Origin of the sequence: Cohnella silvisoli (genome assembly GCF_021190915.1) — a bacterium.
Classification (GTDB): domain Bacteria; phylum Bacillota; class Bacilli; order Paenibacillales; family Paenibacillaceae; genus Cohnella; species Cohnella silvisoli.
This window is the reverse complement of record NZ_JAIOAP010000003.1, coordinates 1-23,308: the sequence shown is the minus strand read 5'-3', so window position 1 is coordinate 23,308 and position 23,308 is coordinate 1. Positions and strand designations below refer to the sequence as shown.

At 50.3% G+C, this 23,308-nt stretch carries 23 protein-coding genes; 10 read left to right on the top strand and 13 right to left on the bottom strand.

Features of this window, described 5'->3' with window-relative positions; all coding sequences use genetic code 11:
- The 5 genes from K7P76_RS07015 (at position 1) to K7P76_RS06995 (ending at position 4,843) form a co-directional block, all read left to right on the top strand.
- A complete protein-coding gene (locus tag K7P76_RS07015) occupies positions 1 to 1,107 on the top strand; it encodes an alanine racemase (RefSeq protein WP_232184507.1) in 1,107 nt (368 codons plus the stop codon).
- Positions 1,108 to 1,550: 443 nt separating this feature from the next.
- A complete protein-coding gene (locus K7P76_RS07010) occupies positions 1,551 to 1,946 on the top strand; it encodes a RidA family protein (RefSeq protein WP_232184506.1) in 396 nt (131 codons plus the stop codon).
- 20 nt (positions 1,947 to 1,966) lie between these two features.
- Positions 1,967 to 3,283 carry a M20 family metallopeptidase gene (locus tag K7P76_RS07005; RefSeq protein WP_232184505.1) on the top strand — a complete coding sequence of 439 codons (1,317 nt, stop codon included), beginning with the start codon at positions 1,967 to 1,969 and terminating at the stop codon, positions 3,281 to 3,283.
- A gap of 3 nt (positions 3,284 to 3,286) precedes the next feature.
- Positions 3,287 to 4,045, top strand: a complete 759-nt coding sequence (locus K7P76_RS07000; protein ID WP_232184504.1) for an SDR family NAD(P)-dependent oxidoreductase — start codon at positions 3,287 to 3,289, stop codon at positions 4,043 to 4,045.
- A 15-nt stretch (positions 4,046 to 4,060) separates the two neighbouring features.
- Positions 4,061 to 4,843 (top strand): IclR family transcriptional regulator, encoded by a 783-nt coding sequence (locus K7P76_RS06995; RefSeq protein WP_232184503.1) that lies wholly within the window; start codon positions 4,061 to 4,063, stop codon positions 4,841 to 4,843.
- 226 nt (positions 4,844 to 5,069) lie between these two features.
- On the opposite strand, the gene K7P76_RS06990 is transcribed toward K7P76_RS06995, so the two are convergent.
- The 8 genes from K7P76_RS06990 to K7P76_RS06955 form a co-directional block, all read right to left on the bottom strand.
- Complete coding sequence (locus K7P76_RS06990; RefSeq protein ID WP_232184502.1) at positions 5,070 to 6,257, bottom strand: M20 metallopeptidase family protein; 1,188 nt, start codon at positions 6,255 to 6,257, stop codon at positions 5,070 to 5,072.
- Positions 6,235 to 7,167 (bottom strand): L-serine ammonia-lyase, iron-sulfur-dependent, subunit alpha, encoded by a 933-nt coding sequence (gene sdaAA, locus K7P76_RS06985; RefSeq protein ID WP_232184500.1) that lies wholly within the window; start codon positions 7,165 to 7,167, stop codon positions 6,235 to 6,237. The genes K7P76_RS06990 and sdaAA overlap by 23 nt, the downstream gene beginning before the upstream one ends.
- A complete protein-coding gene (gene sdaAB / locus K7P76_RS06980) occupies positions 7,164 to 7,844 on the bottom strand; it encodes an L-serine ammonia-lyase, iron-sulfur-dependent subunit beta (RefSeq protein ID WP_232184499.1) in 681 nt (226 codons plus the stop codon). The genes sdaAA and sdaAB overlap by 4 nt, the downstream gene beginning before the upstream one ends.
- 15 nt (positions 7,845 to 7,859) lie before the next feature.
- Positions 7,860 to 8,927, bottom strand: a complete 1,068-nt coding sequence (locus K7P76_RS06975; RefSeq protein ID WP_232184498.1) for a dihydrodipicolinate synthase family protein — start codon at positions 8,925 to 8,927, stop codon at positions 7,860 to 7,862.
- Between the two features lie 3 nt (positions 8,928 to 8,930).
- The gene (locus tag K7P76_RS06970) at positions 8,931 to 9,947 is read right to left on the bottom strand and encodes an NAD-dependent epimerase/dehydratase family protein (protein ID WP_232184497.1); all 1,017 of its coding nucleotides are present in this window, start codon (positions 9,945 to 9,947) and stop codon (positions 8,931 to 8,933) included.
- A 126-nt stretch (positions 9,948 to 10,073) separates the two neighbouring features.
- Positions 10,074 to 11,429 carry a GGDEF domain-containing protein gene (locus K7P76_RS06965; RefSeq protein ID WP_232184496.1) on the bottom strand — a complete coding sequence of 452 codons (1,356 nt, stop codon included), beginning with the start codon at positions 11,427 to 11,429 and terminating at the stop codon, positions 10,074 to 10,076.
- Positions 11,430 to 11,516: 87 nt separating this feature from the next.
- A complete protein-coding gene (locus tag K7P76_RS06960) occupies positions 11,517 to 12,386 on the bottom strand; it encodes a sugar phosphate isomerase/epimerase family protein (RefSeq protein WP_232184495.1) in 870 nt (289 codons plus the stop codon).
- On the bottom strand, positions 12,383 to 13,369 hold the full coding sequence (locus tag K7P76_RS06955; protein WP_232184494.1) for a Gfo/Idh/MocA family protein: 987 nt from the start codon (positions 13,367 to 13,369) through the stop codon (positions 12,383 to 12,385). Before K7P76_RS06955 ends, K7P76_RS06960 begins: the two co-directional genes overlap by 4 nt.
- Before the next feature lie 186 nt (positions 13,370 to 13,555).
- On the opposite strand from K7P76_RS06955, the gene K7P76_RS06950 reads away from it, so the two are divergent.
- Entirely contained in the window at positions 13,556 to 14,626 is a 1,071-nt protein-coding gene (locus K7P76_RS06950) for a lactonase family protein (protein ID WP_309244743.1), read from the top strand.
- Between the two features lie 21 nt (positions 14,627 to 14,647).
- Here the strand turns inward: K7P76_RS06950 and K7P76_RS06945 are convergent, their stop codons facing one another.
- Entirely contained in the window at positions 14,648 to 14,905 is a 258-nt protein-coding gene (locus K7P76_RS06945) for a sensor histidine kinase (protein ID WP_232184490.1), read from the bottom strand.
- Between the two features lie 218 nt (positions 14,906 to 15,123).
- Between K7P76_RS06945 and K7P76_RS06940 the strand changes: the two genes are divergently transcribed.
- Together K7P76_RS06940 and K7P76_RS06935 are read left to right on the top strand one after the other, a co-directional pair.
- Entirely contained in the window at positions 15,124 to 15,993 is an 870-nt protein-coding gene (locus tag K7P76_RS06940) for an SPFH domain-containing protein (RefSeq protein WP_232184489.1), read from the top strand.
- Positions 15,971 to 16,168 (top strand): type II toxin-antitoxin system antitoxin, encoded by a 198-nt coding sequence (locus K7P76_RS06935; protein WP_232184488.1) that lies wholly within the window; start codon positions 15,971 to 15,973, stop codon positions 16,166 to 16,168. Before K7P76_RS06940 ends, K7P76_RS06935 begins: the two co-directional genes overlap by 23 nt.
- Before the next feature lie 140 nt (positions 16,169 to 16,308).
- Here K7P76_RS06935 and K7P76_RS06930 read toward each other — a convergent pair whose 3' ends face one another.
- The 4 genes from K7P76_RS06930 to K7P76_RS06915 form a co-directional block, all read right to left on the bottom strand.
- Positions 16,309 to 18,015, bottom strand: coding sequence for a S41 family peptidase (locus K7P76_RS06930; protein ID WP_232184487.1), 1,707 nt, complete (start codon positions 18,013 to 18,015; stop codon positions 16,309 to 16,311).
- 150 nt (positions 18,016 to 18,165) lie between these two features.
- Positions 18,166 to 19,326, bottom strand: a complete 1,161-nt coding sequence (locus K7P76_RS06925; protein ID WP_232184486.1) for a mandelate racemase/muconate lactonizing enzyme family protein — start codon at positions 19,324 to 19,326, stop codon at positions 18,166 to 18,168.
- Positions 19,323 to 20,369 (bottom strand): zinc-dependent alcohol dehydrogenase, encoded by a 1,047-nt coding sequence (locus K7P76_RS06920; RefSeq protein WP_232184485.1) that lies wholly within the window; start codon positions 20,367 to 20,369, stop codon positions 19,323 to 19,325. The genes K7P76_RS06925 and K7P76_RS06920 overlap by 4 nt, the downstream gene beginning before the upstream one ends.
- A gap of 30 nt (positions 20,370 to 20,399) precedes the next feature.
- Positions 20,400 to 21,101, bottom strand: coding sequence for a PIG-L deacetylase family protein (locus K7P76_RS06915; protein WP_232184484.1), 702 nt, complete (start codon positions 21,099 to 21,101; stop codon positions 20,400 to 20,402).
- 206 nt (positions 21,102 to 21,307) lie between these two features.
- On the opposite strand from K7P76_RS06915, the gene K7P76_RS06910 reads away from it, so the two are divergent.
- Positions 21,308 to 21,961, top strand: a complete 654-nt coding sequence (locus K7P76_RS06910; protein ID WP_232184483.1) for a GntR family transcriptional regulator — start codon at positions 21,308 to 21,310, stop codon at positions 21,959 to 21,961.
- Between the two features lie 80 nt (positions 21,962 to 22,041).
- Positions 22,042 to 23,172 (top strand): copper amine oxidase N-terminal domain-containing protein, encoded by a 1,131-nt coding sequence (locus tag K7P76_RS06905; protein WP_232184482.1) that lies wholly within the window; start codon positions 22,042 to 22,044, stop codon positions 23,170 to 23,172.
- The last annotated feature ends 136 nt before the right edge of the window (positions 23,173 to 23,308 follow it).

The window sequence follows — 23,308 nt, the reverse complement described above, 5'->3', positions numbered from 1 at the left end:
GTGCAACAAAATCGACAACCGTGGGCCGAGCTGGAAACCCCCGCCGTACTGGTCGATCTCGATGTTTTGGATCGAAACCTAAGGCACACTGCGGAATTGGCGCGTCAAGCCGGCGTTAAGCTGCGGCCGCATTTCAAAACGCACAAGAGCGTTTGGATTGCACAGGAACAAATGCGCTACGGCGCTTGCGGGATTACGGTGGCCAAGCTAGGGGAAGCCGAAGTGTTGGCGGATGCAGGCATAGCCGACTTTCTCGTCGCTTTTCCGATCGTAGGCGAGGTGAAGCTGAGAAGATTGGCTCGGCTGATAGAGCGTGCTAACGTCATCGTCAGCATCGACAACGTGCAAGTAGCGCAAGGGCTGTCTGATCTGGGCCAATCGATCGGCAAAGTTATCAAGCTCTATATCGACGTCAATACCGGATTGAATCGCTGCGGGAAAGAGCCCGGTGAAGAAACGGCGCAGCTCGTTCGAGAGATTGCAAAACTCCCCCATGTGCAAGTGATCGGGTTAATGACGCACGGCGGATTTGCCTATGGCAAAAAAACGCCGGATCAAGTAAGGGAAGCAGCCCGAGTAGAAGCGGAAGGACTTGTCCGTACTAAGCAGTTGCTTGAGCAATCGGGAATACATATCGAAGAAATAAGCGTCGGCTCTACTCCAACTTCCAAGTACATAAGCGATGTCGAGGGAGTGACGGAAATTCGCCCGGGAGCATACGTATTCGGAGACATCGCGCAGCTTGCGATCGGCGTCATCACGCCTGAAGAATGCGCCATGCACGTAGTAGCCACGGTCGTCAGCACCCCGCGGAAGGGAACCGTTATCGTCGATGCCGGCTCGAAAACCTTCAGCAGCGACGTCAGTGCACATGTGCCGGGTTATGGCACCTCGCGCGATTACCCAGGCGTTTATGTAGAGAAGCTGAGCGAGGAACACGGTAACGTGCACGTGCCGGAAGGCATCGAATTCGAAATCGGTGACCAACTTGTGTTTCTGCCGAACCACTGCTGCACGACGACGAACTTGCACAACGAGTTGCAAGGGGTTCGCGGAAACCACATAGATCGTATGATTAGCGTCGATGCTCGGGGTAAGATACGTTAACTGTTGAGAAAACGGCTTAACGTCCTTGGAACAGTGGTTTATTTATCGAGTGAGCAAATCCGGAAGAATTTCTTTTTGGGGTTTCCCTGTTCTAGTTCGGTTCGCCCACCCGTTATTTAATGGATCAACCTGCAAAAAGTACAGGTGATTAATACAGATTCCGCTTTTCTTCCTATCCACCTGCAAAAAGTACAGGTGATTTAGAGTAAACGGTGTGAATCGGTATAATTTAAGCAAAACACCTGTAGTAAATACATTTTGATTGGCACATTTATCGAGTTTCACGCAAAACACCTGTACTAAATACATCTTGGACTTAGAGTTTCCACGTCTCGTACGACTACTGGGGCCATCGGTGCGACTTCGGGTGAAATTAGGAAACCCACTTTGCCTATGCATTTTATCTTTCTGGCGCTAATAAAAATCGAAAGGATGATCCTATCATGTCTAAAGCTATCCATGTTGAAAATGCTCCGCAATTTCCGCTTCCGTTCTCTCACGCCATTCGTTCAGGCGATTTCGTGTACGTGTCCGGTCAAGTAGGTGTTGACCCCGTAACGAGAGAGGTCGTAGGAGATACGATCGAAGCGCAAACCCGGCAGTGCATCCGCAATATTGAAATCATACTCGAGAAGGCTGGGCTGACACTTGACCATGTCATTAAATCCAATGCTTTTGTCAGTCGAACCCAAGACTTCCCGGGCTATAACAAGACGTATGCTGAGGTGTTCAAAGCGCCTTATCCGGCCAGAACGACCGCTCCGGTTGATATGGGCGCCTACTTAGTAGAAATCGACGTTATTGCATATGCACCCAGCAAGCGGGAACAAATCGACTGACAAGGATGGGTGAGCCCACAATGAACCGCGATGAACTATCCCTATCGATTAATCGGTGGATGAAGGAAAACGGGACGGAAGCGATTGCGTTAGCTTCCAAGCTCGTGCAAATCGAAAGCGTCAACCATCCTCCCACCGGTCATGAAGCGGAGTACCAACGGTACTTCGCCGAATGGATGAGCGCGCAAAATGCAGAGGTAGATTTGTACGATCTTGCCGATGTGCCCGGATTGCGGGAACATACCGCTTATATGAATACTCGCAACTATGACAATCGTCCGAATGTGGTCGGACGATTTTTCGGCGGAGGTACGGGACGTTCCTTAATGTTCTCCGGGCATGCCGATACCGTATATGAAGGAACCGAAACTTGGACTTATCCCCCCTTCTCAGGGACGGTCGAATCCGGCAAATTATACGGCCGGGGCTCTTACGATATGAAAGGCGGCATGGCAGCTGCATTGATGGCGGTCAAATGTCTGCAAGATCTTAACATCCCGATCGCAGGAAACGTATATGTCGAAAGCGTTGTGGACGAAGAGCACGGTGGCGCCAACGGCACTCTGGCCGGGCGGCTTCGCGGTCCGAATCCGGACATGGCGATCATTCCGGAGCCATCGAACATGAGGGTTTATCCGGCTCATCTCGGCGGCGGGATCTGGAAGGCTACCTTTACCGGCAAAAGCGGAATTGCTTTCGCGGGCGAAGAATTGATAAGCGCGCTTGAGGCGACGATTGAATTCGCCAATCTGTTGCGTGCCTACAATGATTATCGAAAAGAAAACCTAGAAGTCCCTTCGTGGTGGCACGACCGGAAAGCGGAAGTCACTCTGCTTACTATTTTTTCCGGAGACGTCACTCGCGAGCTGCAAGAAAAGCTTCCCGAAACCGGAGAGCTCAATTTCTGGATTGAAGGTTATCCGGGAATGACCGGAGAGGGCATTATCGCGGATCTGTGGGCATTCTATAATTCCCAGCTTGCCAATTATCCGTTGCTGCAGAAATGCAAACCGCAAATTCGGCCCTTAATCCGCTATTTGTCCGCCAGCGAAATGAAGAACGACGATAATACCGCTCGATTTCTGGAGTTGACCACGAATTCCGGCACAAAGGTCCTTGGCCGCCCCCCGGAACCTCCGACAGGATCGCCCTTTGCCTGCGACGGCTTTATGTTTAACTTATACAGCGATACCCCGGCGTTAGTGCTCGGACCGAGCGGCGGCAACGCGCATGCGGCGGATGAATTTCTCGATATCGCGTCTTATGAAGCACTTATTCAGTGGTATGCTGAAATCATCATCGACTGGTGTGGAGTTTTGGGAAACGAGGAGGTTTAGCAAATGAGGCTTAAGGATAAAGTAGCGCTCGTAACGGGAGGTTCTCAAGGAATCGGTCGGGCGATTGCTACCCGGTTCGCTGCCGAAGGCGCGAAGGTCGCCGTTGCCGGTCTCGGTAAAGAAGCTCTCGAAGAGACAGCGACTTATTTACAGAGCCTAGGCGGCCAAGCCATCGCGATCGAAGCGGATGTTCGGTTCCGAACGGACGTAGACAGGTTGGTCGAAAATACTTTGCAGGAATGGGGCCGAATCGACGTTCTCGTGAACAATGCGGGCGTCAACCGTACAGCGTCATTCCTGGAAATTACAGAGGAAGACTGGGACTGGCATCTGGACATTAACTTGAAGGGGACGTTCCTTGTCTCCCAACGCGTTGCCCAAGAGATGGTCAAGCACGGAAACGGCGGCTCCATCATCCAGATGTCGAGCGTAAACGGTCTTGCCGCCGAAGCGGATCAAGCCCATTACAACGCGGCCAAGGGCGGAATTAATTTGCTTGCGATGTCGATGGCCGTGGAACTGGCGAAGCACGGCATTCGCGTAAACTCCCTTTGCCCAGGGTTTATCGAGACGCAGTTGACGAAGCCCCTCATTGACAATCCCCCTGCCATTGCGGAATACTTGAAAACGATACCGATGAATCGCGTGGGGCAGCCGGAAGAGATCGCTTCAGCCGCATTATTCATGGCCAGCGACGAATCGCGGTATATGACCGGACACTGCATGGTCATTGACGGAGGTCAACTCATTAAACTTTCTTAGTTGGGGAGTGCATTCATGGAGAAAGACAAACAGGATCGTTATGCGATCCACTCCATCGAGAAAGCGTTGGATGTTTTCGAGGTGCTATCCGCACGGGACTCATTGAGCTTGATAGAGCTGGCAGAGCTGGTTAATCAACCGAAATCATCGTTGTACCGAATCATTTTGACGCTGGAGAAACGCGGGTTCATCACCCGCAGCGAAGAAGACGGCAAATATTGCCTCGGATACAAGCAGTTGGTCATCACGAAAAACTTGCTCGAGCGAAGCTCTTTACGCCAAGCGGCCGTGTCCGAAATGAACAAGCTAGTCGAAAAATACGGGGATACGGTCAACCTCTGCGTGCTTATGGAGCAAGAAATTATGTACGTAGAGATCATTGAAGGAACCTATGCCCTGCGAATGTCGGACAAGGTCGGCTCTAAATCCCCTTTCCATGCTACCGCTACAGGCAAGGCCATTACCGCTTTCCTCCATGGGGATAAAGTAAAGGAATTGATCGAGGCCAAAGGCCTTCCCCGACTGACGCCTAACACCATAACGGAAGAAAGCTCCTTTTATAAGGAGCTTGAGCTTGTGAGAGAACAAGGCTTTGCTGTAGATAATGAAGAAATAACGCAAGGAGCCCGATGTATCGGCGTTCCTATATTGGACATGTTCGGTCAAGCCGCAGGCGCAATCAGCATCTCCGGTGCCGTCCATCGTTTTCCTAATGAGCAGCTCGCGGAGATCGCAGCAACGATGAAGGAAGCCGGCCGCACGATTTCGCAAAAGCTGGGTTACCTTATTGTGAAGTGAACCGGTTAATTCTCAAGGTGTGCGTACGGTACTCGCCTCTCCGCGGAGGCCAATAAAGTGCCTCGGCGCGGCGGGCTAGTAGAGTTGTGACGGTGCGAAGGCCAATAAAGTGCCCTGGCGGAGCGAGTTAGTGGTATTACGTCGGTACGAGGGCCAATAAAGTGCCCTGGCTGAGCGAGTTAGTGGTATTGCGTCAGTGCGGAGGCCAATAAAGTGCCCTCGCTCCTCAAGCTCCCAGCCGAGTAATCGAAATCGCCGCCAGCAAAGAAGCCCCTACCGCCAAACAGTCCTCGTTAATGGAAAACTTCGGATGATGAAGTCCATAAGCTTGCTCCGCCCCATTTTCCGGTCCCGATCCCAGCCAGAAGAAGCATCCGGGCACATGCTGAAGATAGACGGAAAAGTCTTCTCCTGCCAACGTCGGATTAGCTTCAATCCGGTTTTCCGAGCTTAAAATAAGGTCGATCGCATCCTCAGCATGTCGGACTTGGTCATCGTGATTGACAAGCACCGGTACATGCTGCGTATATCGAAGCTCCGCTTTGCAGCGGTAAGCCTCGGCCGTTTCGCTGATTAACCTTAGCAGCCGTGACGGCATCGTCTCCTGTACGCTCTTGGAAAACGTCCTAACCGTTCCGGACAGCTCTACCCGTTCGGGAATGACGTTGTAAGACGCTCCTCCATGAATGCTTCCGACGGTGACGACTACCGGATCGAACGGAGAAATCTCCCGGCTGACAGCCGATTGAAGCGACAAAATGATGGCCGAAGCAGCGACGACAGGGTCGATGCATTGATCGGGAATGGCGCCGTGTCCGCCTTGTCCTGTGATAGTCAACTCAAATTTGTCGACCGATCCCATCAATGCGCCGTACCGAGTGCCCGCTTTCCCTGCAGACAGCGTAGGAAGATTATGCAGACCGAATATTTCGTCCACGCCTTCCAGAACCCCCTGCTCGATCATCGCCTTCGCCCCGGCATTGATTTCTTCGGCCGATTGGAAAATAAACCTGACGCTGCCGGCCAGTTGATCTTTCCGTTCCGACAACAGCTTGGCCGCACCATATAAGATCGCCGTATGTGCATCATGCCCGCAGGCATGCATCTTGCCCGGCTTCTCGGAAGCGTAGGGAAGATCGGTTTCCTCTTGAATCGGCAGCGCATCCATATCCGCCCGCAGAGCAATCCGCGGTCCCGGCCTGTCTCCTGTAAGATCGGCTACGACGCCGTGCCCGCCAATGCCGGTTCGCACTTCAAGTCCCAGACCGCTCAATAACTCGGCCACCGCTGCCGCCGTTTCGGCTTCCTCGAAGCTAAGCTCCGGGTTCCGATGAAACTTCCTTCGCAGATCGATCAGCTCGCGTTCGATCGCTTTGGCGGAAGGAAGCAGATCACTTATGGCTTTCGTCGTCATTCTCCTTCTCCTTCCGTTCAGAACGAGACTTCTTTTTATCTTGGGCCAATTGTTTAATAATTTGTTTGCCTGTCGGCGTCTGAGCTAACCCGCCTCTTGCCGTCTCTCGGTGAATGTCCGGCATCGCGCTTCCGACTTCAAGCATAACTTGAATGACCTCATCCGAAGGAATGGCGCTTTGCACGCCCGCGAGTGCCATGTCGGCTGCCGCCAGCGCGTTCACGGCTCCAAACCCGTTGCGGACAATACACGGAATTTCCACCAAACCCCCTACAGGGTCGCATATCAATCCAAGCGTGTTTTTAAGCGCCAGCCCGACAGCGTGAACCGCTTGCGCCGGAGTCCCGCCCTTCAGCTCGACAAGAGCGCCCGCGGCCATACCGATCGCGGAGCCGATTTCAGCCTGGCAGCCGCCTTCCGCTCCGGATATGAAAGAATTGTTCGCGATGACGTAACCGATAGCTCCGGCACAGAACAACCCTTCCACCATATGGTCATCGGTCCAGCCAAACCGCTCCTGGCTGCTGACGAATACGCCCGGGATGACGCCGCAAGATCCGGCGGTCGGAGTAGCGACGATGCGTCCCATGGAGGCATTCACTTCCGATACCGCCAAAGCGTATGCCATCGCCATTCCCGTGAACGGCTCCAACGACGAGTCCTCTTTGCGGGTATATTCAAACACCCGTTTCGCGTCTCCGCCAGTCAAACCGCTGCGGGAAGTTTTGTCCGAGGATATCCCTTTCATTACGGCTTCCTTCATGATGCCGTAATAACTTTTCATTTTGTCCCATTCCTGCTCTGGTGTCCGTCCGGATTCCTTCGCCTGGTCCTCCAACATGATCCGGTAAATCGGCTTTCCTTCATTCACGCACACTTGCGCCAATTCTTTTAATGTCCTGAATCTCATACCGGAACACCACCGTTCAAATCGACGTAACTAACGCCTTTCATATTGGGCAGCCGTTTGATTTTCTCCAGCAGGTCCTTCGTAATTTCTCCATCCGTCTCAATGGCGGTCGCCGCTTCCCCTAGCCTGCCTTTTCGGTCAACATCCATATGTCCGATATTGACGCCGGCCTCGCTCAGCAACCGCGTAATGTCCGCGAGTACGCCGGGACGGTCGTCGTGATACGCGATGAGTGTCGGATAATTGGCGGTAAATTTGAGATCGAACCCATTCACTTCCACCACTTCGATGTTGCCTCCGCCGATCGAGCAGCCCGTCATCTGACAGCGTCGGCGTCCCGAACGGAGAGTAATCGTTAACGTGTTCGGATGAACGGCAGGTTTTCTGCTCGTTTGAAAAACGACATCAACCCCCATCTCAGCGGCAAAATGCAGCGATTCCGGAATCCGTTCGTCATCCGTATCGAACCGAAGCAGCCCGGCAGTCACGGCTAAATCCGTTCCGTGTCCGCCGTACGTTGCCGCCAAAGAACCATAGAACATAATATTAGCCTGCCTAGGCTGTCCGCCGAACAGCTCGCGCGCAACTCTTCCTAGTCGGACGGCGCCCGCCGTATGCGAACTAGACGGTCCGATCATGCCCGGTCCGATAATGGAAAACACATCCTTAAATCGCATCGCATTCACTACCTTCTATGAAAGCCAGTTTGAGAGATGTTTTTTGACGAACTCGTCATCGTTCAAATGCGGATAATCCCGATATACCCGGTCGATCTCTTCCTTTTGACCTTCGGAGAGCTCTTCGTGCGGGTTAAGACACCAAGTTCCTTTCAGTAAACCTTGCCGGCGCAGCACCTCGTGAATACCCGGGATACAGCCTGCGAAACCATGAGCCGGATCGAAAAACGCCGCATTCGAGTCGGTTACTTCGATGTTGCGGGTCAGCCATTCCGGTGAAACGTTCTCTTGTGTCCGGACCCGTTTGATTTCCTCCAGCAATTCCACCGCTTTGTTCGTCCACACGGCCCAATGTCCGAGCAGCCCGCCGACCATTCTTTTCTCAACGATCCGATCTTGAACCCGAAAACGGTAAACCGTCAGCAAATCGTTTACGATATTATCGTCATTGCCCGTATACAGAGCAATTTCATCTCTACGATCAGAATAACAGACGGCACGGACCACGTCGATTGTCTGATAGCGGTTAAACGGCGCCATCTTGATCGCAACGACGCCCGGAATATCGGCGAATGCCCGCCAGAAATCGAAGCTGAACACTTTGCCGCCTACCGAAGGCTGCAAATAGAAGCCGACGACGGGAATGACCTCAGCCACTTTTTCCGTCCGCTTCAATATTTCCGATTCCGACCACCCTTGCAGTCCGCCCATGCTGAGCAAACCGGCATCGTACCCGAGTCCCGCCGAAATTTCAGCTTCGTTAAGCGCTTGTCCCGTAGGACCGCAAATACCGGCCACCCGGATAAACGGGCGCTGAAGCTTTGCCCGTTCAACTTCTTCGGCAGCCAATCGAAGCACCTTTTCATATAAGCCGAACTTCGGGTCGCGGATTTCAAACTGCGTCGAATGAACGCCTACGGCGACCCCGCCCGCTCCTGCATCCATATAATATCGAGTCAATGCCCTTTGATGCGTTTCGTCCAACCGGCGATTCTCGTCCAGCGCGAGCGGATGAGCGGGAATGACAAGCCCGTCGTGAAGTGCGTGCTTCTGCTCTGAAGTTAATTCTTTTATACGGCTCACGGCTTAAAATTTCCCCTTTCTCTCTTGGAAATGAGTAGGTTTGTTCAATGTCGCTCCATCGGCCTCCACCCATTCGGCCACCCAGTCGATCATTTGCAGAAGCGACACGCGGGGATAACCAAATCTTTGATGGCATTTTGATGCGTTGTTCAGCAGCGCGTTATCGGCTTCAACCCCTTCAAACGCAGGCTCGGTCCCAAACCGTTTGCCGAATTGTTCCGCCGCCCAACGAATCGACATCGTCTCCGGTCCAGTGACGTTCAGGAAACTGGCGGGTGCTTCGCAAGCGAGCAAGGAGCGGATAGCAATTTCGTTGGCATCCCCCTGCCAGATAATGTTCGCATGGCCCATCGTCACATTGATCGGTTTGCCGGCTTTGACCGATTTGGCGATTTCCAGCAGAACCCCGTAACGCAAATCGATCGCATAGTTGAGTCTATAAATGACCATTGGAATTTGATACGTCTTGGAAAAATGTTCGAAAACGCGTTCCCTGCCCAAACACGATTGGCCGTATTCACCGATTGGCGACGGCGACACCGATTCGCTCGCTCCTCCGTAACCTACCGGCGTAAAGGGATATACGTTGCCTGAGGAGAAAACGACGATTCGGGAATTCCGGTACTTCTCGGCCACTCTACCGGGAAGGTAAGCGTTCATCGCCCATGTAAAAGATTCATTGCCGGTCGTACCGAATTTGTTGCCGGCCATATAGATCACATTCTTAACGTCAGGCAAGCTTTGCAGCTTCTCGTCGTTTAACAAATCGCAAGCGATCGTCTCGACGCCTTCCGCCTCCAGCTGCTCTTGCAGCCCTCGTTCCGAAAACCGGGACACCCCGATTACTTTTTTGTCGACGCCCGCTTGCTTAATCGCATTCATCAGCAGCCTGGCCAAACTCGGCCCCATCTTACCTCCGACGCCTAGCAGGAGAATATCCCCGTCAATTTCCTTAATATCTTTAATGAGTGCTTCCGATGGCTCGGCCAGCTTGGCCTCCAGTTGTTCTACCGTTCTCACTTGTTTCAGATCTCCCTTCGATGTTTGAGGATATCTTCATCATAGTAGCCTCAAACATAAAAGACAAATCTTTAAGTTGTCTATAAATAGACGAAGGAAGCCCCGCGGATCGAGTTTCCTCCCCGTTTATCCTCCAACTTTGTCCTCCAGAAAAGAGAGGCGGAAAATTTGGCGCGGTCTGCCTTTGGGAACCTTCTCCACTCCCGCGATTCGGACCAAATCGTGATCCATCCACTGCAGCAATAATCGATGCGTGCTCCTTACGGTAATATCCAATATGGCGGCAAGCTCGTGCACCATATAGTCCGTTCTGCCGGTTCGAGCCACTTGAGCCAGCATCTTGCTCAAATAAACAGAGGTCATTCCCGCATCCTCTGCCTTCTTAATTAATCCAGCATCCGTTATAGACAAGGCAAACTCCAGCGGATCCGCCATCGCAAGCGGTCCGATTAATGTCTTGTCCTCCCTGACGATAAAACAAGTATCTCCGCCCGCTTCCTTCGATTTGCGAAGAGCAGCCCTTGCGTGCGTACCGGCTTCATTGGCAGAACGGCCGAATCCGATTCCGATGCTGAGGGATAGGCCGAATTTTTGGTAGGCGTGCCTGCCCAGCGGGATCGTTTTGTAGCCCCCGGTTTCTCTTTCGAATATTCCGCGTGTCGTAAAAAACAAATACTCATCCCCGCCGAGATGAGTCAAATAACCGTCCAGCGACTCTACGTAATCCAGCAGCATCCGGTGTATTTCCAGCTTGAACTTCTGAACCTCATGCTCCGAGGAGTGGGTATGAATCCGCTTCTCGAAATGATCGACATTCAGAAGGCCGACAACAATTTGCGCTTCTTTGCTCTGCCGGGTTTCCGTCGACAATAAGGCTCTCTCTAGGGCAACGGTAATATTCTGATCGGTCGGGATAATCCATTCGTTCGGAATGCCTAATTCAGACAGCGCTTGAGCTACCGATCCTTCTGCCGTCATCGCCGCATCGCATGCACCCGACTCGTAAAGAATTTTGTGAAAAGCAATTAAGGTTTCACGGGACGAATAAGACGAACCGTCAAAATGAGTCGCCGTGATGCGGGTTTCATTGATTTCTTTTAATGATTTGGCCACCATTTGCATCCCAAGCGTGTCAATAGAAACACGCAACGTCTTCTCCGGTCCGAGCGAATTTTTGATCCGGGACAACGCCCTGTAGAAGCTCGTATCCGTTAAAGGCACATGATGCAACGCCACTTTCAGGCTCGTTTCTTCCCGGATTCTGCGGTACGGCATGGGACCGGATACGAGAACCGCTTCTACGTCGCCCGAAATTTCCTCGGCCAGCCCGGGTGCCTCATCTTCTTTCCCGTATATCTTCGGAATCGGCCGGAAAGAAGGGAAAGAATTCAGCACCCTCAAAATTCGCTTCACTAAAGCGTCTGGGCCGATAATGCCGATGGAAATGCCTTTCTCCGTGGTTGGGTCGGTTATGCTCTGCATGGAAATCCTCCGTCGCTTACAGACATTGTCTATTTAAAGTCTTTTAATGAAGCATAGCATGTTTGTTTAAGCTTCGGCAACGGAGGATCACTTAAAATATATCTTCAAATGAGCCGCGGCATTCTGGATGCCCTGCCGCTCCGCATCCAGAGAGCCCCAATAATGATGGTCTTCCAGCTCGATGCTGATCGCGCCGCGATAACCGAGCCGATCCAACCGTATGGCGACTTCAATCCACTCTACCTCTCCCTGTCCGGGAATCGTGTACCGCCAAGAACCTTCCGAGAACCCGTACTTCGCCCCGAACGTTGCCGGAAGATTACCGTATTCGTACAATTCGTCCGATAAGATTTCCGTATCTTTACCATGACAATGGTTAATTCTGTCGCCGAATTCGGATAAAACTCGAATGTGATCTATGCCAAGCCGCACCAGATGGGAAGGGTCGTAGTTCATACCGAAATGTTTCGAGGGAATCGCTTTGAACATCGCCCGCCACATCTCCGGCGTGCATCCGAGCGTCGGATAATGCGGCGCCGGTCCCGGCCAGCCTTCGATTGCCATATAGATTCCGGCCCTCTCGGCATGCTTGACGATATCCGGGAACGTCTCCTTCCAAATAGCGAAGCCTTCGGCGCGCGGAAGCGTATGGTCCTCGGGTACGAGACACATAAACAGAACCCGTCCGCCGAGCGCCGCCATACCATCCATTTGCTTCTTAATCGCTTCCACCGCATCCGCGCGGCGCATCTCATCTCGGCTGAGCAGTTGCCCAACGTGATGGGCATCCACCGAACCGATTCCAATACCCGCTTGATCCAACGCTTGCTTCACTTCGGACGTCAAATCGGGCACATCGAGAACATCCAAGCCAGCACTAGCCGCCCACTTGGCAACCTTCTGGATCCCCTCTTCCCCGATCTTAGGCGGAATTCGCATGCCTATGCGTAAATTCATGCTTCAAGCCCTCCTTCTTCAACCCCCTTACTTTCGATAGGGGAGTATCCGGCAGCTTCGTACACCATTTCCGAGAACTTCACGACCTTGTAGGCAAATTCTCCGCTTACCGCTACTTCTTGCCGGCCGAGAATCGCATCGATGAAACTCCTGTCCTGGTTCGTGGTTTGCGGCGGAAGCTCTGGTATGATCGGCTCCTCCCTATAGCGGCGAAGCGTGATCTTCCCATTATCGTAGAAAATCCCGCCTTCCTCCCCGCAGAATACGTAGGTTTCTTGCCAGCATGGCGCGTAGCCAACGAGGTTCAGGCCGGCAACCGCTCCTTCGGCGAAACGGATGGAAGTGAAGGTGTCGATCTCGACAGGCGAGCCATGCTGATGCAGCTGCGTTTTTACTTCTAGCGGAGTAAGCCCCGTCGTCCATAATAAGACATCGATAATGTGACTGCCGGAATCCATAAGGAACCCGCCTCCGGACAAAGCCGGATTTTGACGCCACGTTCCCGGCGTCCCCTGCCTCCACTCTTGGTACAAGGACGCCGTTATTGAGATTTCTCCCCTTGCGATGGCATCCTTAATATATAGAAACTCTGGCTGAAAATGGCGCTGATAGGATACCTGCAATATTTTCCCCGACCTCTTCGCCGTTTCGATTAATTGTCTAGCTTCAGCGGAAGAGCAAGTCATCGGTTTCTCGATCAGGACATGAAGACCCCGGTTCAGCACATCGGTCGCTTGCTTGTAATGCAGCGTATGAGGGGAGCAGATGACGACGGCGTCCAGCTCTACTAGATCAAGCATCTCTTCATAATCCGCGAACTGTCGTGGGTCTGAGAGGTTGAACTTGCCGATAAACGTTTCCCTGCTTTTCTCGCTGGTGTCAGCTATCGCGACAATCTCGACTTCAGGCAACTCTAGCAATTGACGGCCGTGCCACTCCGCAATGCCCCCCGTACCAATCATACCGATTCGAATCTTGCTCATTCGATTACCCTCCCGCGTCATGAATATCGGATAAGACAGCTTCAGGTTACCAAATATCCCTATAGCTGTATATCCACAAACGCGACATGTGTCTTGAGAAAATAAAGTATTAGTCTGGAAGTATTGAATAATATTAAACATTGAGCAAATAACTGCTCGAAGGAGGAGAGTCATAAAATGCCGAGGATGGTTTACATGATGACCAATAGGGAAGCAATGAATGAAGTCGTTGCTTTTTACCGGGACACGAAGGGAATACTCACCTTTATGGGTTACTACCCAACATATGGAACAGGCACGGGTACAAGGATAGTGACACCTGCAGCACCAAATGATGGCATCGATCCCCTTACATCACAAGGCTCACTAACTTTGTCACGCGATGGACGTTTCCTTTTTGCAGTTAATGCAGGCAGCAATAGTATCAGTAGTTTCGTCATAACCGACAGCGGAGCACCCATTCTCACCGATGTGAAGCCATCGGAAGGTGCTCAGCCAAATAGCATAGATGTATTCGGTGATATTCTCTATGTTTCAAATGTAGGTAATGCCGCTAACAATTTTGCATCCAATATCTCTGGTTTTCGCATAGATAATAACGGACGTCTTACTCATATTCCGTGCTCCAACCGTTCTTTAAGTACAATTAATGCTCAGCCAGCCCAGGTTTTATTCACTCCAGATGGTAGTAAAATCGTCGCAGCCGAGCTTACTACAAACCGTCTCAGTGTATTCCATGTTAATGAAAATGGTACAGTTACAGGACCAATCATTAACGATTCTAATGGTATGAGACCGTTGGGCGCTTGTTTCTTATCGTCAGGAATCCTTTTAGTTGCGGAGGTACAATCTAGCGCGCTGTCATCCTATTCAGTGAGCGACAACGGGATTCTTAATGTTATCAGTGGCTCAGTGCCGAACGGCCAGAAGACAGCTTGCTGGGTTACAACAACGAGGAATGAACGTTTTGCATATACCACCAATACCCTTAGCGGCACAATATCCACCTACCTTATAGATGGCAGCGGAGCACTGACGGTTAACGGGCATATTACCAGTACACCAGAAGGCACACCTACCGGCCTGCCAATAGATGCTGGAGTGAGCAAAGATGGATACAATTTTTACACCCTTAACGGTAATCAGGGCACAGTCTCAGTTTTTAATATCAAAGATGATGGTAGTCTAGTCAGATTGCAGGTTGCCGCTTCGACCCACTACCCGTATTTCGGATCGCAAGGTTTAGCGGTTCTTTGATTCTGATTGGTCCATCAGCTTCTATTTAATCATGTCAAAGGGATTGTATAAATGGAAATGAATGAACTTCAATACCGACATGCTTAACATCGTTTCGTCCAGCTTCCAATTTACGGTAAATTTGTTCTGGAATCGCAGCTCCTGGATCGTCAAATAATTGCGAACGTGCTCGATTTCCTCGGACAGCGGGACAACTTCGCCCCCTGTATTAATCGTAAAATCAATGCAACGGACAGAATGATCTGGCGTATCCTTCTCATCAACATCCCTCTTTTCCATTTTGTAAGCGCTTAACTTCCATTATGAAAAAGGACTCCGGTTCCCGCAACGTCCAAAGATTTTGGATTCGTTCATTTTTATTTGAACGTTTAAATTTGTAAATTTATTCAATAAATGATATCATAAAAATATCATTATGATACTCGCTGATCTTTAATAATGGTTTGCCTTTGCAAGCACCGGTTAAACTAAACCATAAAACTTACGAGGTGTTGTCGATGAAAGAACGGAAAGCTTGGCACATGAATGGATTTACCGTATTGCTCCTATCCCTGTTATTTCTAGTTGGGCTCATTTTCTCATTTGCTGCGGGAAGTGGAGACACGCCGAATATTCTCCTCATTGTACTTGGAATCATTCAAGCTGTTTTATTCCTCATTGGCATGACCTCACTAACCATCGTGCATCCGAATGAGAGCAAGGTCATTACCTTCTTCGGGAAATATAAGGGCACCGTTCTGGATAGCGGGTTATGGATGGTCATTCCCTTCTCTTCCAAGAAGAAGGTGTCGCTGAAGGTGCGCAACTTCAACAGTCAGCAGCTTAAGGTGAACGATGCGGAAGGGAATCCGGTGGAGATTGCTGCCGTCGTCGTCTTCAAAGTCGTGGACACGGCGAAAGCAAGCTTCGATGTAGATCAATATGAAAAATTCGTAGAAATTCAGAGTGAAACGGCTGTCCGTCATATTGCCGCTCAGCATCCGTATGACACCTTTTCGGAAGACCAGAAATTCTCTCTGCGCGGAAATGCGGATGATGTTGCCGGCGAATTAATGATAGAACTCCAGAATCGATTAGAATTAGCCGGAGTTCATATACTGGAAACTCGCCTAACCCATCTTGCTTATGCGCAGGAGATTGCCAGCGCTATGCTGCAGCGCCAACAGGCAACCGCCATCGTAGCCGCGCGGCATAAAATCGTCGAAGGTGCGGTAGGAATGGTAGAGATGGCATTGCGTCAGTTGGAAGAAAAGGGGATATCGCTCGACAGCGAACGACGTGCGGCCATGACTAACAACCTGATGGTTGCAATCGTATCAGACAAGGGCGCAACCCCGGTTATCAATGCGGGGACGTTATATACATGAGAGGCGAAAGCATATAGCTGCCGACAAAAAGGCGTTTCCCCTTCGCCTCGATCCCGACATCTATCGCGCATTGGAACAATGGGCCAACGATGAATTCCGCAGCGTCAATGGACACCTCGAATATTTGATCCGCGAAGCCTTGAAGCAAGCAGATCGGCTGCCAAAAAAAACATAACGCAAAGTAGAGGCTCCCACAAGTTCAAGTATACTTATGGGCAGCTTCTTTGCCGTTAACGCAAAAAGAAACCGTTCTTCGGTAAAATAGAGGTGCCACCCAACCATTTACGTAAGGAACGATTTCTTTGTACATTCAAATTACTTCTTCAAAGCCGCAATCGCATAACTCATCTCCACATCTTGCCCATCGATGTACTTTTCGGTAAACATCTGCTCGTTTAGCGGAATTTTAATATCGGGAACAGCTCCGCCTTGCCTTGTATAGTCGGCATCGCCTTGTATCACTTTGTCTTTGTTAAGCGACCTGCCATCCGGGAATTTAAGGATATAATTGTCCGGCATATGAATCTCTATCGGCTGTCCTACTATACCGAACGAACCGGCCGTGGACGTAAATCCGATAATCCGGACATTCGGCAAGCCCTTCAAGACGAGCGGAATCCCTTCTCCCGAACTTCCGGTCCTACTATTGATCAAGATGGCGATGTTGCCGTCGAAGTATGGCTGCATAGGATTTACCTTAACGACTTCATTATGGTTAATCTCGAACTTGCCCGTGTATCTGTTGTAATAGCTGACATATTCGTAATGCTTCGTTTCGTTCACGAAATATCCCGCTATCGTTGCGGCAAGCGCGTCCTCTCCGCCTGGATTATCCCGCAAATCGATAATTAAACCTTTTACCTTATTGTCCTGAAACTGCTTCAGCTTCTCAGCAAAAGATTTCTCGGGTGCGGTAAAAGTGGACTTGGGGAGAAAATGCTTAATTTTCACGTATCCGAATCCATCTTTCGTAATGTCGCCTTCAATCGGAGAAACATCCAGATCCTCTTGGGTCATTTTCACTTTCGTTTGCTTGAGCGTCTCGAATTGGTCGTCATAGGCGACTAGTGTTGCTTTGTTTAGCTTATCATCGTCCCTATTCTTAAATGTCACTTCGATTTGTTTGCCAATCGGCGCCCGCGCCATAAACCGTCCTTGATAATAAGCCTTCACTTCGTTAGTCGCCATGTTGCTTTCGCTCCATGTCGTTTGTTCAAAGGCTTCCTTTCCCGTTTTCCCATCCCAGGATACAATTTCCGCGCCCAATTTCATCCCGTTTTGAGCAGCCGGACTGCCCTCTAACACTAAGCTTACTCGTACTTTACCGTCATCTAATTGAACCGTGCTTATTCCATAACCGCCGCCGACTTCGTCCTTGAATACCTTATTATTTTCATATACGTTGTCGTTTGCGATCTTGATATGCCCGTCTCCAATGGACAACAGGTAATCTCTTAATGTTTTATAGTATAAATCCTTATCGTTGTCCTTCTCGGCTTTCGTGAATATAGGCTCGTACTTATTCCTCAGATCGTCCCAGTTGATGTGCTTCCATTCTCCGAAAGGATATTCCTTGGACAATCTCTCATTCATCTTCAGGAAAGCTTTGGAGTAGCTCATTCCGCTCAAATCGCTGGTCGGATTGTAACGCAATACGCCCGCATTCATTAGCGCTATTACAATAGGTACAATGCCGATGACGCACACGACGACTCTGATGACCTTTAGAACTTTACGCTTTGGAAATGCAAGCTTTGGTTTTGGCTTAAGGAGCCTCTTTAACGTGCTTAAGAAAATAATTAAAGTAAGCGAATAGAACACGATAGCTAGCAAAGTCGTGTCACCATACAGGACACTGGCAATCGATATAATGACTCCTAAGCTGGGTACGAAATCAAACCATCTGTAGTGTTTGGCAGCCGGAATCGCATAGCGTACCAAGACGGTTAAATTTATTAAACATAGAATGATTTCCAACGGGGTTAGCCACTTTACGGAATCGAACAAACCATAAACGCTCATCAGATTATCTTCTCCAGTAGGTTAGTATTTGATAGACAAATTTTATGTTCGTGTCTATCGTAGCTATTTACTGGAAATTAATAATCTGACCTTTGGCTAATCCCGTACTGGACTTTAGGCTTAGGAGTCATCTTGGATTATGAGAAAAGGTTACAATATTTTGCCCGTTCGCGGTTGAAAGCTCGGGTCAACCGGATCGTAGAACACCATTTCACGTTCAAAGTTCTGACCGAAGTGGTCCAGCTTGTTAATGTCCAGATCAAGCCCGAAGCCCGGACGGTCGGTTACGGCTATTTTACCTTGGTTAAAGACAATCGGATCCTTCAGCACATCACCCGTCATGAAGTTAAGATGCGTGTCATTCGCGAACGGGAAGTTACGCGACGAAGCGACCAAATGGACGTTGCCCATCGTGCCGATTCCCGTCTCCGCCCATGTCCCCGTTACGCACCAAATGCCGGCTTGGTTGGCGAGATCGACAATTTGCCGCGCTTTGAGAATTCCTCCGGCTTCCGACGGATATACAAGGAAACAGGCACAGGCACGCTTATCGATTAATCGCAGAGCATCCTCGAACGTAGCGCAGCCCTCATCGGCTATGATCGGAACGTCTACTGCCCTTGCCACAGCTGCCATTGCCTCCACATCGTGATGGCGGGTTGGCTGCTCAACCATTTGCAGATCATATTTCTCCATCTTGCGAATCGCTTTGATTGCCGTTGGAACGCTCCAATTCTGATTGGCATCTATCCGAATCTTAACCTTGGGGCCGACAGCTTCGCGTACGGCACGTACCCGATCGGTATCCAGATCGATGTCGCGCCCGACCTTCATCTTGAGTTCGCGGTAGCCGTTTTCCACGAACGTCCGTGCTTCCTGCGCGTTATTTTCCGGAGTATCGATGAAAATGTAGCCGGCAAACTCCACTTCCGATTTGCATTTACCGCCGAGTAAATTGTATACGGGGGTATTGAATATTTTTCCCCGCAGATCGAGCAACGCCATCTCGATGCCAGCCATTCCATAGTAGCCAATCTGCTTCCAATTGACGCTATACTCCTCCAACTGATCAAGGATAGACTCCAATTCCAGCGGGTCCCGGCCGATGAGAAAAGGCGTGAATTCCTTGTCCACAACCGTTTGGATGACCGGGATTGTAGGGCCTACCGACTCCCCGATGCCGATTAAGCCTTCATCCGTTTCGATCTGCACGATTAAGGATGGTGCGCTGTATCGCGTACCTCCAGACCATTTTTCCCCCTTGAAGAACGGGACTTTAATCGCTTTTGTTTTGACGGCTGTAATTTTCATGGTTTTGCCTCCTCGATTGGATCATTATGGACAATGATTTTGATAATCTCATCTGATTGATTGCATGCAAATTCGACTGCTTCAACCAACTGCTCAAAGCGAAAATGATGCGTAATCAACGGTTTAACCTTCACGTTACCGGTCGCCATCATCTTAAGGACTCGCGGCCACACATGCGGAGCATTCGTTGTTCCTAGAAGCTTAAGCTCCTTCATTACGACTGTTTGGATATCAACCGAAATAGGTGCTCCCGGCAAGCCGAACAATAACAATTGACTGCCTCTTTTCAATAGTTCGATACCCATTTGAAGCGATGCTTCGGTCCCGGCCGCGTCGATGACAATATCTTGAGATTCCATTGCAGGTATGTCATTCGAAAAAGAAGGCGACAAATTTACCGTTTCATCCGCGCCAAGCAGGCGTCCCAGCTCAAGCCGGCTCGCGCGTTTGCCGATCAGAGTAACCCGCCCCGCTCCCGCTGTTTTCAGCAATTGGACGTAATATAATCCTGTCGGACCGTCTCCGATAACCGTTGCATCCATGCCTAAACGAATTTCCAGCTTGTCGATCCCGCCCAAACAGCAGTGCAAGGTTTCCGCTTGTGACGCCTCTTCGAAGCTGACGGAATCCGGCAGCCGATACAGATTCAATTGGGGTACTAACATATACTGCTGCCAGCCCCCAGGGAAATGAAGTCCAATTTCGCCGGCGTCGGGGCAGCGGTGTTTGTTTCCCGACAAGCAAGCTTCACAGGTGCCGCAGCCGATTAAAGGGTCAATGCAAACGCGATCCCCGATCCGCCAGCGAGTAACTGCGTTGCCAATACGCACGACGACACCGGCCAATTCATGGCCGAGCGGGAGCGGCGGTTTGCCAAATTCGGCATGGCCACTCATGATGTGCAAGTCGGTTCCGCATATACCGATAGCGCGGATGGCCACTTCGACCTGATCACTATCTGGCGATTGCCGAGTCTGCGTGCGCGACTGCACCTCGTTGTACCCCGTCCACTCCCAAATCAGGTTTTGCGTTTCGTCGTTCATGATTTAACACCTCTGCTTGATTGGTTCATTTTATGGTAACAGATGCGGCCCCCCGCTTACCGGATACATCGGCAAGCTGCGGAAAACCTCGGCGTACTTGACTCCAATTGCCATTCCCCGCATCGCAGCCGGTCTAGCCAGAAACTCGATATAATCCATCCCGTAAACATGCTTCAGCCAAATATCCTGGCTTGCATGACATTTGAGCATCTGTCCCCTTGTCTCAATCGTTTCCGTAATATCCACATACACCTCAGGCTCGAAGCCGATGGAACCAATATTATCCATGATGAATACATGCGGAATTTTCTCCATTGGGGGATATTCCGTTTCGATTAAGGGAACGGTTACCGGGATACGACAGTCAATCGCGATTTCCCCGCAGATCCGATGATCTGGATGGTAGTCGTTGGGACCGTGTACGAACATGAAGTCGGGGTTCGCTCGACGTATAGCATTAATAAAGGCAAGCCGCGTGCTCCGGTCATGGAATAGAAACTCGTCATCGAATCCTAGCCAGATCAGATCCGCCCCGATCAAGGCCGCGGAAGCTTCCGCCTCTTTCTTGCGAATCTCGGCAATTTCCTCCCGGCTTAAAGTAGGGGACCCCACATTACCATTCGTGGCGATCATAATGGTTACCTCATCGCCTCTTGCCGCGCATTTCGCCAGTGTTCCTCCGCATAATGCCTCTACATCATCCGGGTGCGCTCCGATTGCCAATACCCTCATTTCATTGATCTCCCTCGATGTTGATTATTTTGTTGAGCTGCTCCTATAAATTGAATTTAATCACAGCAAGATGAATATTGTCAACAATATTCAAACTAAGAAAATTCGAAGGTGGAATTGTCATTCTGATTTTGTTGACAAGAAACAATGTTCTCGATAAGGTTATTGAAAGTGCAATTCACGGACGTTGACTAGGAGGATTTGTGATGGCAGGCTTTACTTTTGACCAGCAAAGCAACATTTCCCTGCGGGAGAAGGTTACGAACGATATCCGCAATGCGATTCTTACAGGGGAGCTTCAATCCGGGAGCCGACTGAAGGAGATGGATATTGCCGAACAGATGGGCGTAAGCCGCGGACCGATCAGAGAAGCCATCCGGCAATTGGAAAGAGAAGGCTTGCTTATTTCCTACCCCTATCGCGAAACCGTCGTTGCGGATATCACTATCGACGAAGTGAAGGATATTCTCATTCCGATTCGCATGCATCTTGAATGGTTCGTCATTCAGCGGTATATCCACCAAATGGACGATTCATTCATAGCTCAGCTGCAGCAAATCGTCGATCGTATGACCCTTTGCTTCAAGGAGGGCAAGTTAGAACAGCTGGTGGAGCTCGATATGTTGTTTCATGAGACCTTGATCAATCTGGCAGTAGAAAGAACCGTATTAATGACCTGGCGCAGTATTTTGAACCAAACGCGGCTGCATTTCATCAAGAATATCCGTTACTATTCGAATGATACGATTGTACAAGACCATCAGACGCTGCTTGACAAGCTGGCCTCCAAAGATATGGACAGCATATTAGAAGAGCTGCAGCATCATATGAAGGGGGACGAGTCCTTCCTTTTCTCGTAAAATCCCGATTTGCAACTATCCTTTCCAAGAGTCGTCTTATATGTGCAGAGCATTTTATGTATAGAAGGGCGATGATTACGTTGAAAAGAAAGTGGATTGGGGTGGCGGCACTTGCGGCGGCGCTTGTGTTTCCTTCCATCGTGAACGCGGGAGGAATCGCAAATTACCGGTTCTCTTGGGATAACGGCGGTGAATCTTCCGGGGGAGCCCTCGTCAAAAACGGAACAGCCTACGTTCCCGTTTCGATCGTAGAGATGGCTGGGATGACCGTACAGTGGGATAAGGCGCATCAACGCGCGGAATTTATCGGCTACGGCAAAAATGCAGCCGTCCGAATCGGGAGTAAAATCGGATTAGTGGACGGTCGTCTCGTCGACGCGGGCGCCGCTCCTTTCATGTATAAGGACGAGCTTTACGTTCCCGCCCGATTCATCGTTCAAACGCTTGAGGGCGGTTCCGTCCGTTGGGATGCGGGGCATCAGCTCATAAGCGCAAGCGGCCTGCATACGTATGCGGGCGTCAGCGAAACTTACGCAGGCAATACGTATAGCATTGTCAAATCAACAGGCGAGCTGTTTGTTACGGGCAATAACGGCATCCAGAAGAAAATTGCGAATCTCGGTTCCCAGCTATACGACGGGGTCTCGATGGATTTCAAGAAAACAAACGAAGGGCTCCTTTTCGTTACGATCTTGGATAACTACGGGGAACCCCATATCAATAACCATGTTTTTACCCTTATTCTGAAAAATGGCGCCGTCATCCGACAATCCGATGTGAAGTATTGGCAGCGGTATACGGACAATGTGACGCAGTACGGAAATCATTTGCTGCTCACTGACGGTAAGTCGTTGCGGATCATCGAGGATGGGACGGGCAACGTGACACAAACGCTGGATCTGGTTAAGCTCGGCGGCGATGATGACACCTATTTCATCGAAGGCATTGCGGACGATTATCTTCTTATCCGCCCTAACAGATCGGGACTTCTCACTCTCGTTGACCTAAAATCGGGAGGGAGCGTCAAGCTATACGAAAAACTGCTCGATGCAGACGACATTGAATATGCCACAACGAACGATGTGCCTTACAAAGGCGATTACCTGCAATACGTGAATAGAGACGGCCCTACGCTGTACTTCAAAAACAATAGTCCGATTAATAAAGACGAAAAAGTATATTCTTTTTCACTTCCTGTTCTTACACAATAAGCCTATTACGGGGCTGTCTCAAAAGCAAGAAAGTTTATGAATGAGACAGCTCATACTTAGCAAAAATCGATGGTTAAAACGAAAAATGGTGGTGCAGGAGGCTTATCCCTGAACCACCATTTTTCGATTTTGGTCA

Bases quoted from the DNA above. Each gene is read 5' to 3' on its own strand.
- K7P76_RS07010 (WP_232184506.1), top strand. From the start codon at position 1,551: ATGTCTAAAGCTATCCATGTTGAAAATGCTCCGCAATTTCCGCTTCCG.
- K7P76_RS07005 (WP_232184505.1), top strand. From the start codon at position 1,967: ATGAACCGCGATGAACTATCCCTATCGATTAATCGGTGGATGAAGGAA.
- K7P76_RS07000 (WP_232184504.1), top strand. From the start codon at position 3,287: ATGAGGCTTAAGGATAAAGTAGCGCTCGTAACGGGAGGTTCTCAAGGA.
- K7P76_RS06995 (WP_232184503.1), top strand. From the start codon at position 4,061: ATGGAGAAAGACAAACAGGATCGTTATGCGATCCACTCCATCGAGAAA.
- K7P76_RS06990 (WP_232184502.1), bottom strand. From the start codon at position 6,257: ATGACGACGAAAGCCATAAGTGATCTGCTTCCTTCCGCCAAAGCGATC.
- sdaAA (WP_232184500.1), bottom strand. From the start codon at position 7,167: ATGAGATTCAGGACATTAAAAGAATTGGCGCAAGTGTGCGTGAATGAA.
- sdaAB (WP_232184499.1), bottom strand. From the start codon at position 7,844: ATGCGATTTAAGGATGTGTTTTCCATTATCGGACCGGGCATGATCGGA.
- K7P76_RS06965 (WP_232184496.1), bottom strand. From the start codon at position 11,429: ATGCAGAGCATAACCGACCCAACCACGGAGAAAGGCATTTCCATCGGC.
- K7P76_RS06960 (WP_232184495.1), bottom strand. From the start codon at position 12,386: ATGAATTTACGCATAGGCATGCGAATTCCGCCTAAGATCGGGGAAGAG.
- K7P76_RS06955 (WP_232184494.1), bottom strand. From the start codon at position 13,369: ATGAGCAAGATTCGAATCGGTATGATTGGTACGGGGGGCATTGCGGAG.
- K7P76_RS06950 (WP_309244743.1), top strand. From the start codon at position 13,556: ATGGTTTACATGATGACCAATAGGGAAGCAATGAATGAAGTCGTTGCT.
- K7P76_RS06945 (WP_232184490.1), bottom strand. From the start codon at position 14,905: ATGGAAAAGAGGGATGTTGATGAGAAGGATACGCCAGATCATTCTGTC.
- K7P76_RS06940 (WP_232184489.1), top strand. From the start codon at position 15,124: ATGAAAGAACGGAAAGCTTGGCACATGAATGGATTTACCGTATTGCTC.
- K7P76_RS06935 (WP_232184488.1), top strand. From the start codon at position 15,971: ATGCGGGGACGTTATATACATGAGAGGCGAAAGCATATAGCTGCCGAC.
- K7P76_RS06930 (WP_232184487.1), bottom strand. From the start codon at position 18,015: ATGAGCGTTTATGGTTTGTTCGATTCCGTAAAGTGGCTAACCCCGTTG.
- K7P76_RS06925 (WP_232184486.1), bottom strand. From the start codon at position 19,326: ATGAAAATTACAGCCGTCAAAACAAAAGCGATTAAAGTCCCGTTCTTC.
- K7P76_RS06920 (WP_232184485.1), bottom strand. From the start codon at position 20,369: ATGAACGACGAAACGCAAAACCTGATTTGGGAGTGGACGGGGTACAAC.
- K7P76_RS06915 (WP_232184484.1), bottom strand. From the start codon at position 21,101: ATGAGGGTATTGGCAATCGGAGCGCACCCGGATGATGTAGAGGCATTA.
- K7P76_RS06910 (WP_232184483.1), top strand. From the start codon at position 21,308: ATGGCAGGCTTTACTTTTGACCAGCAAAGCAACATTTCCCTGCGGGAG.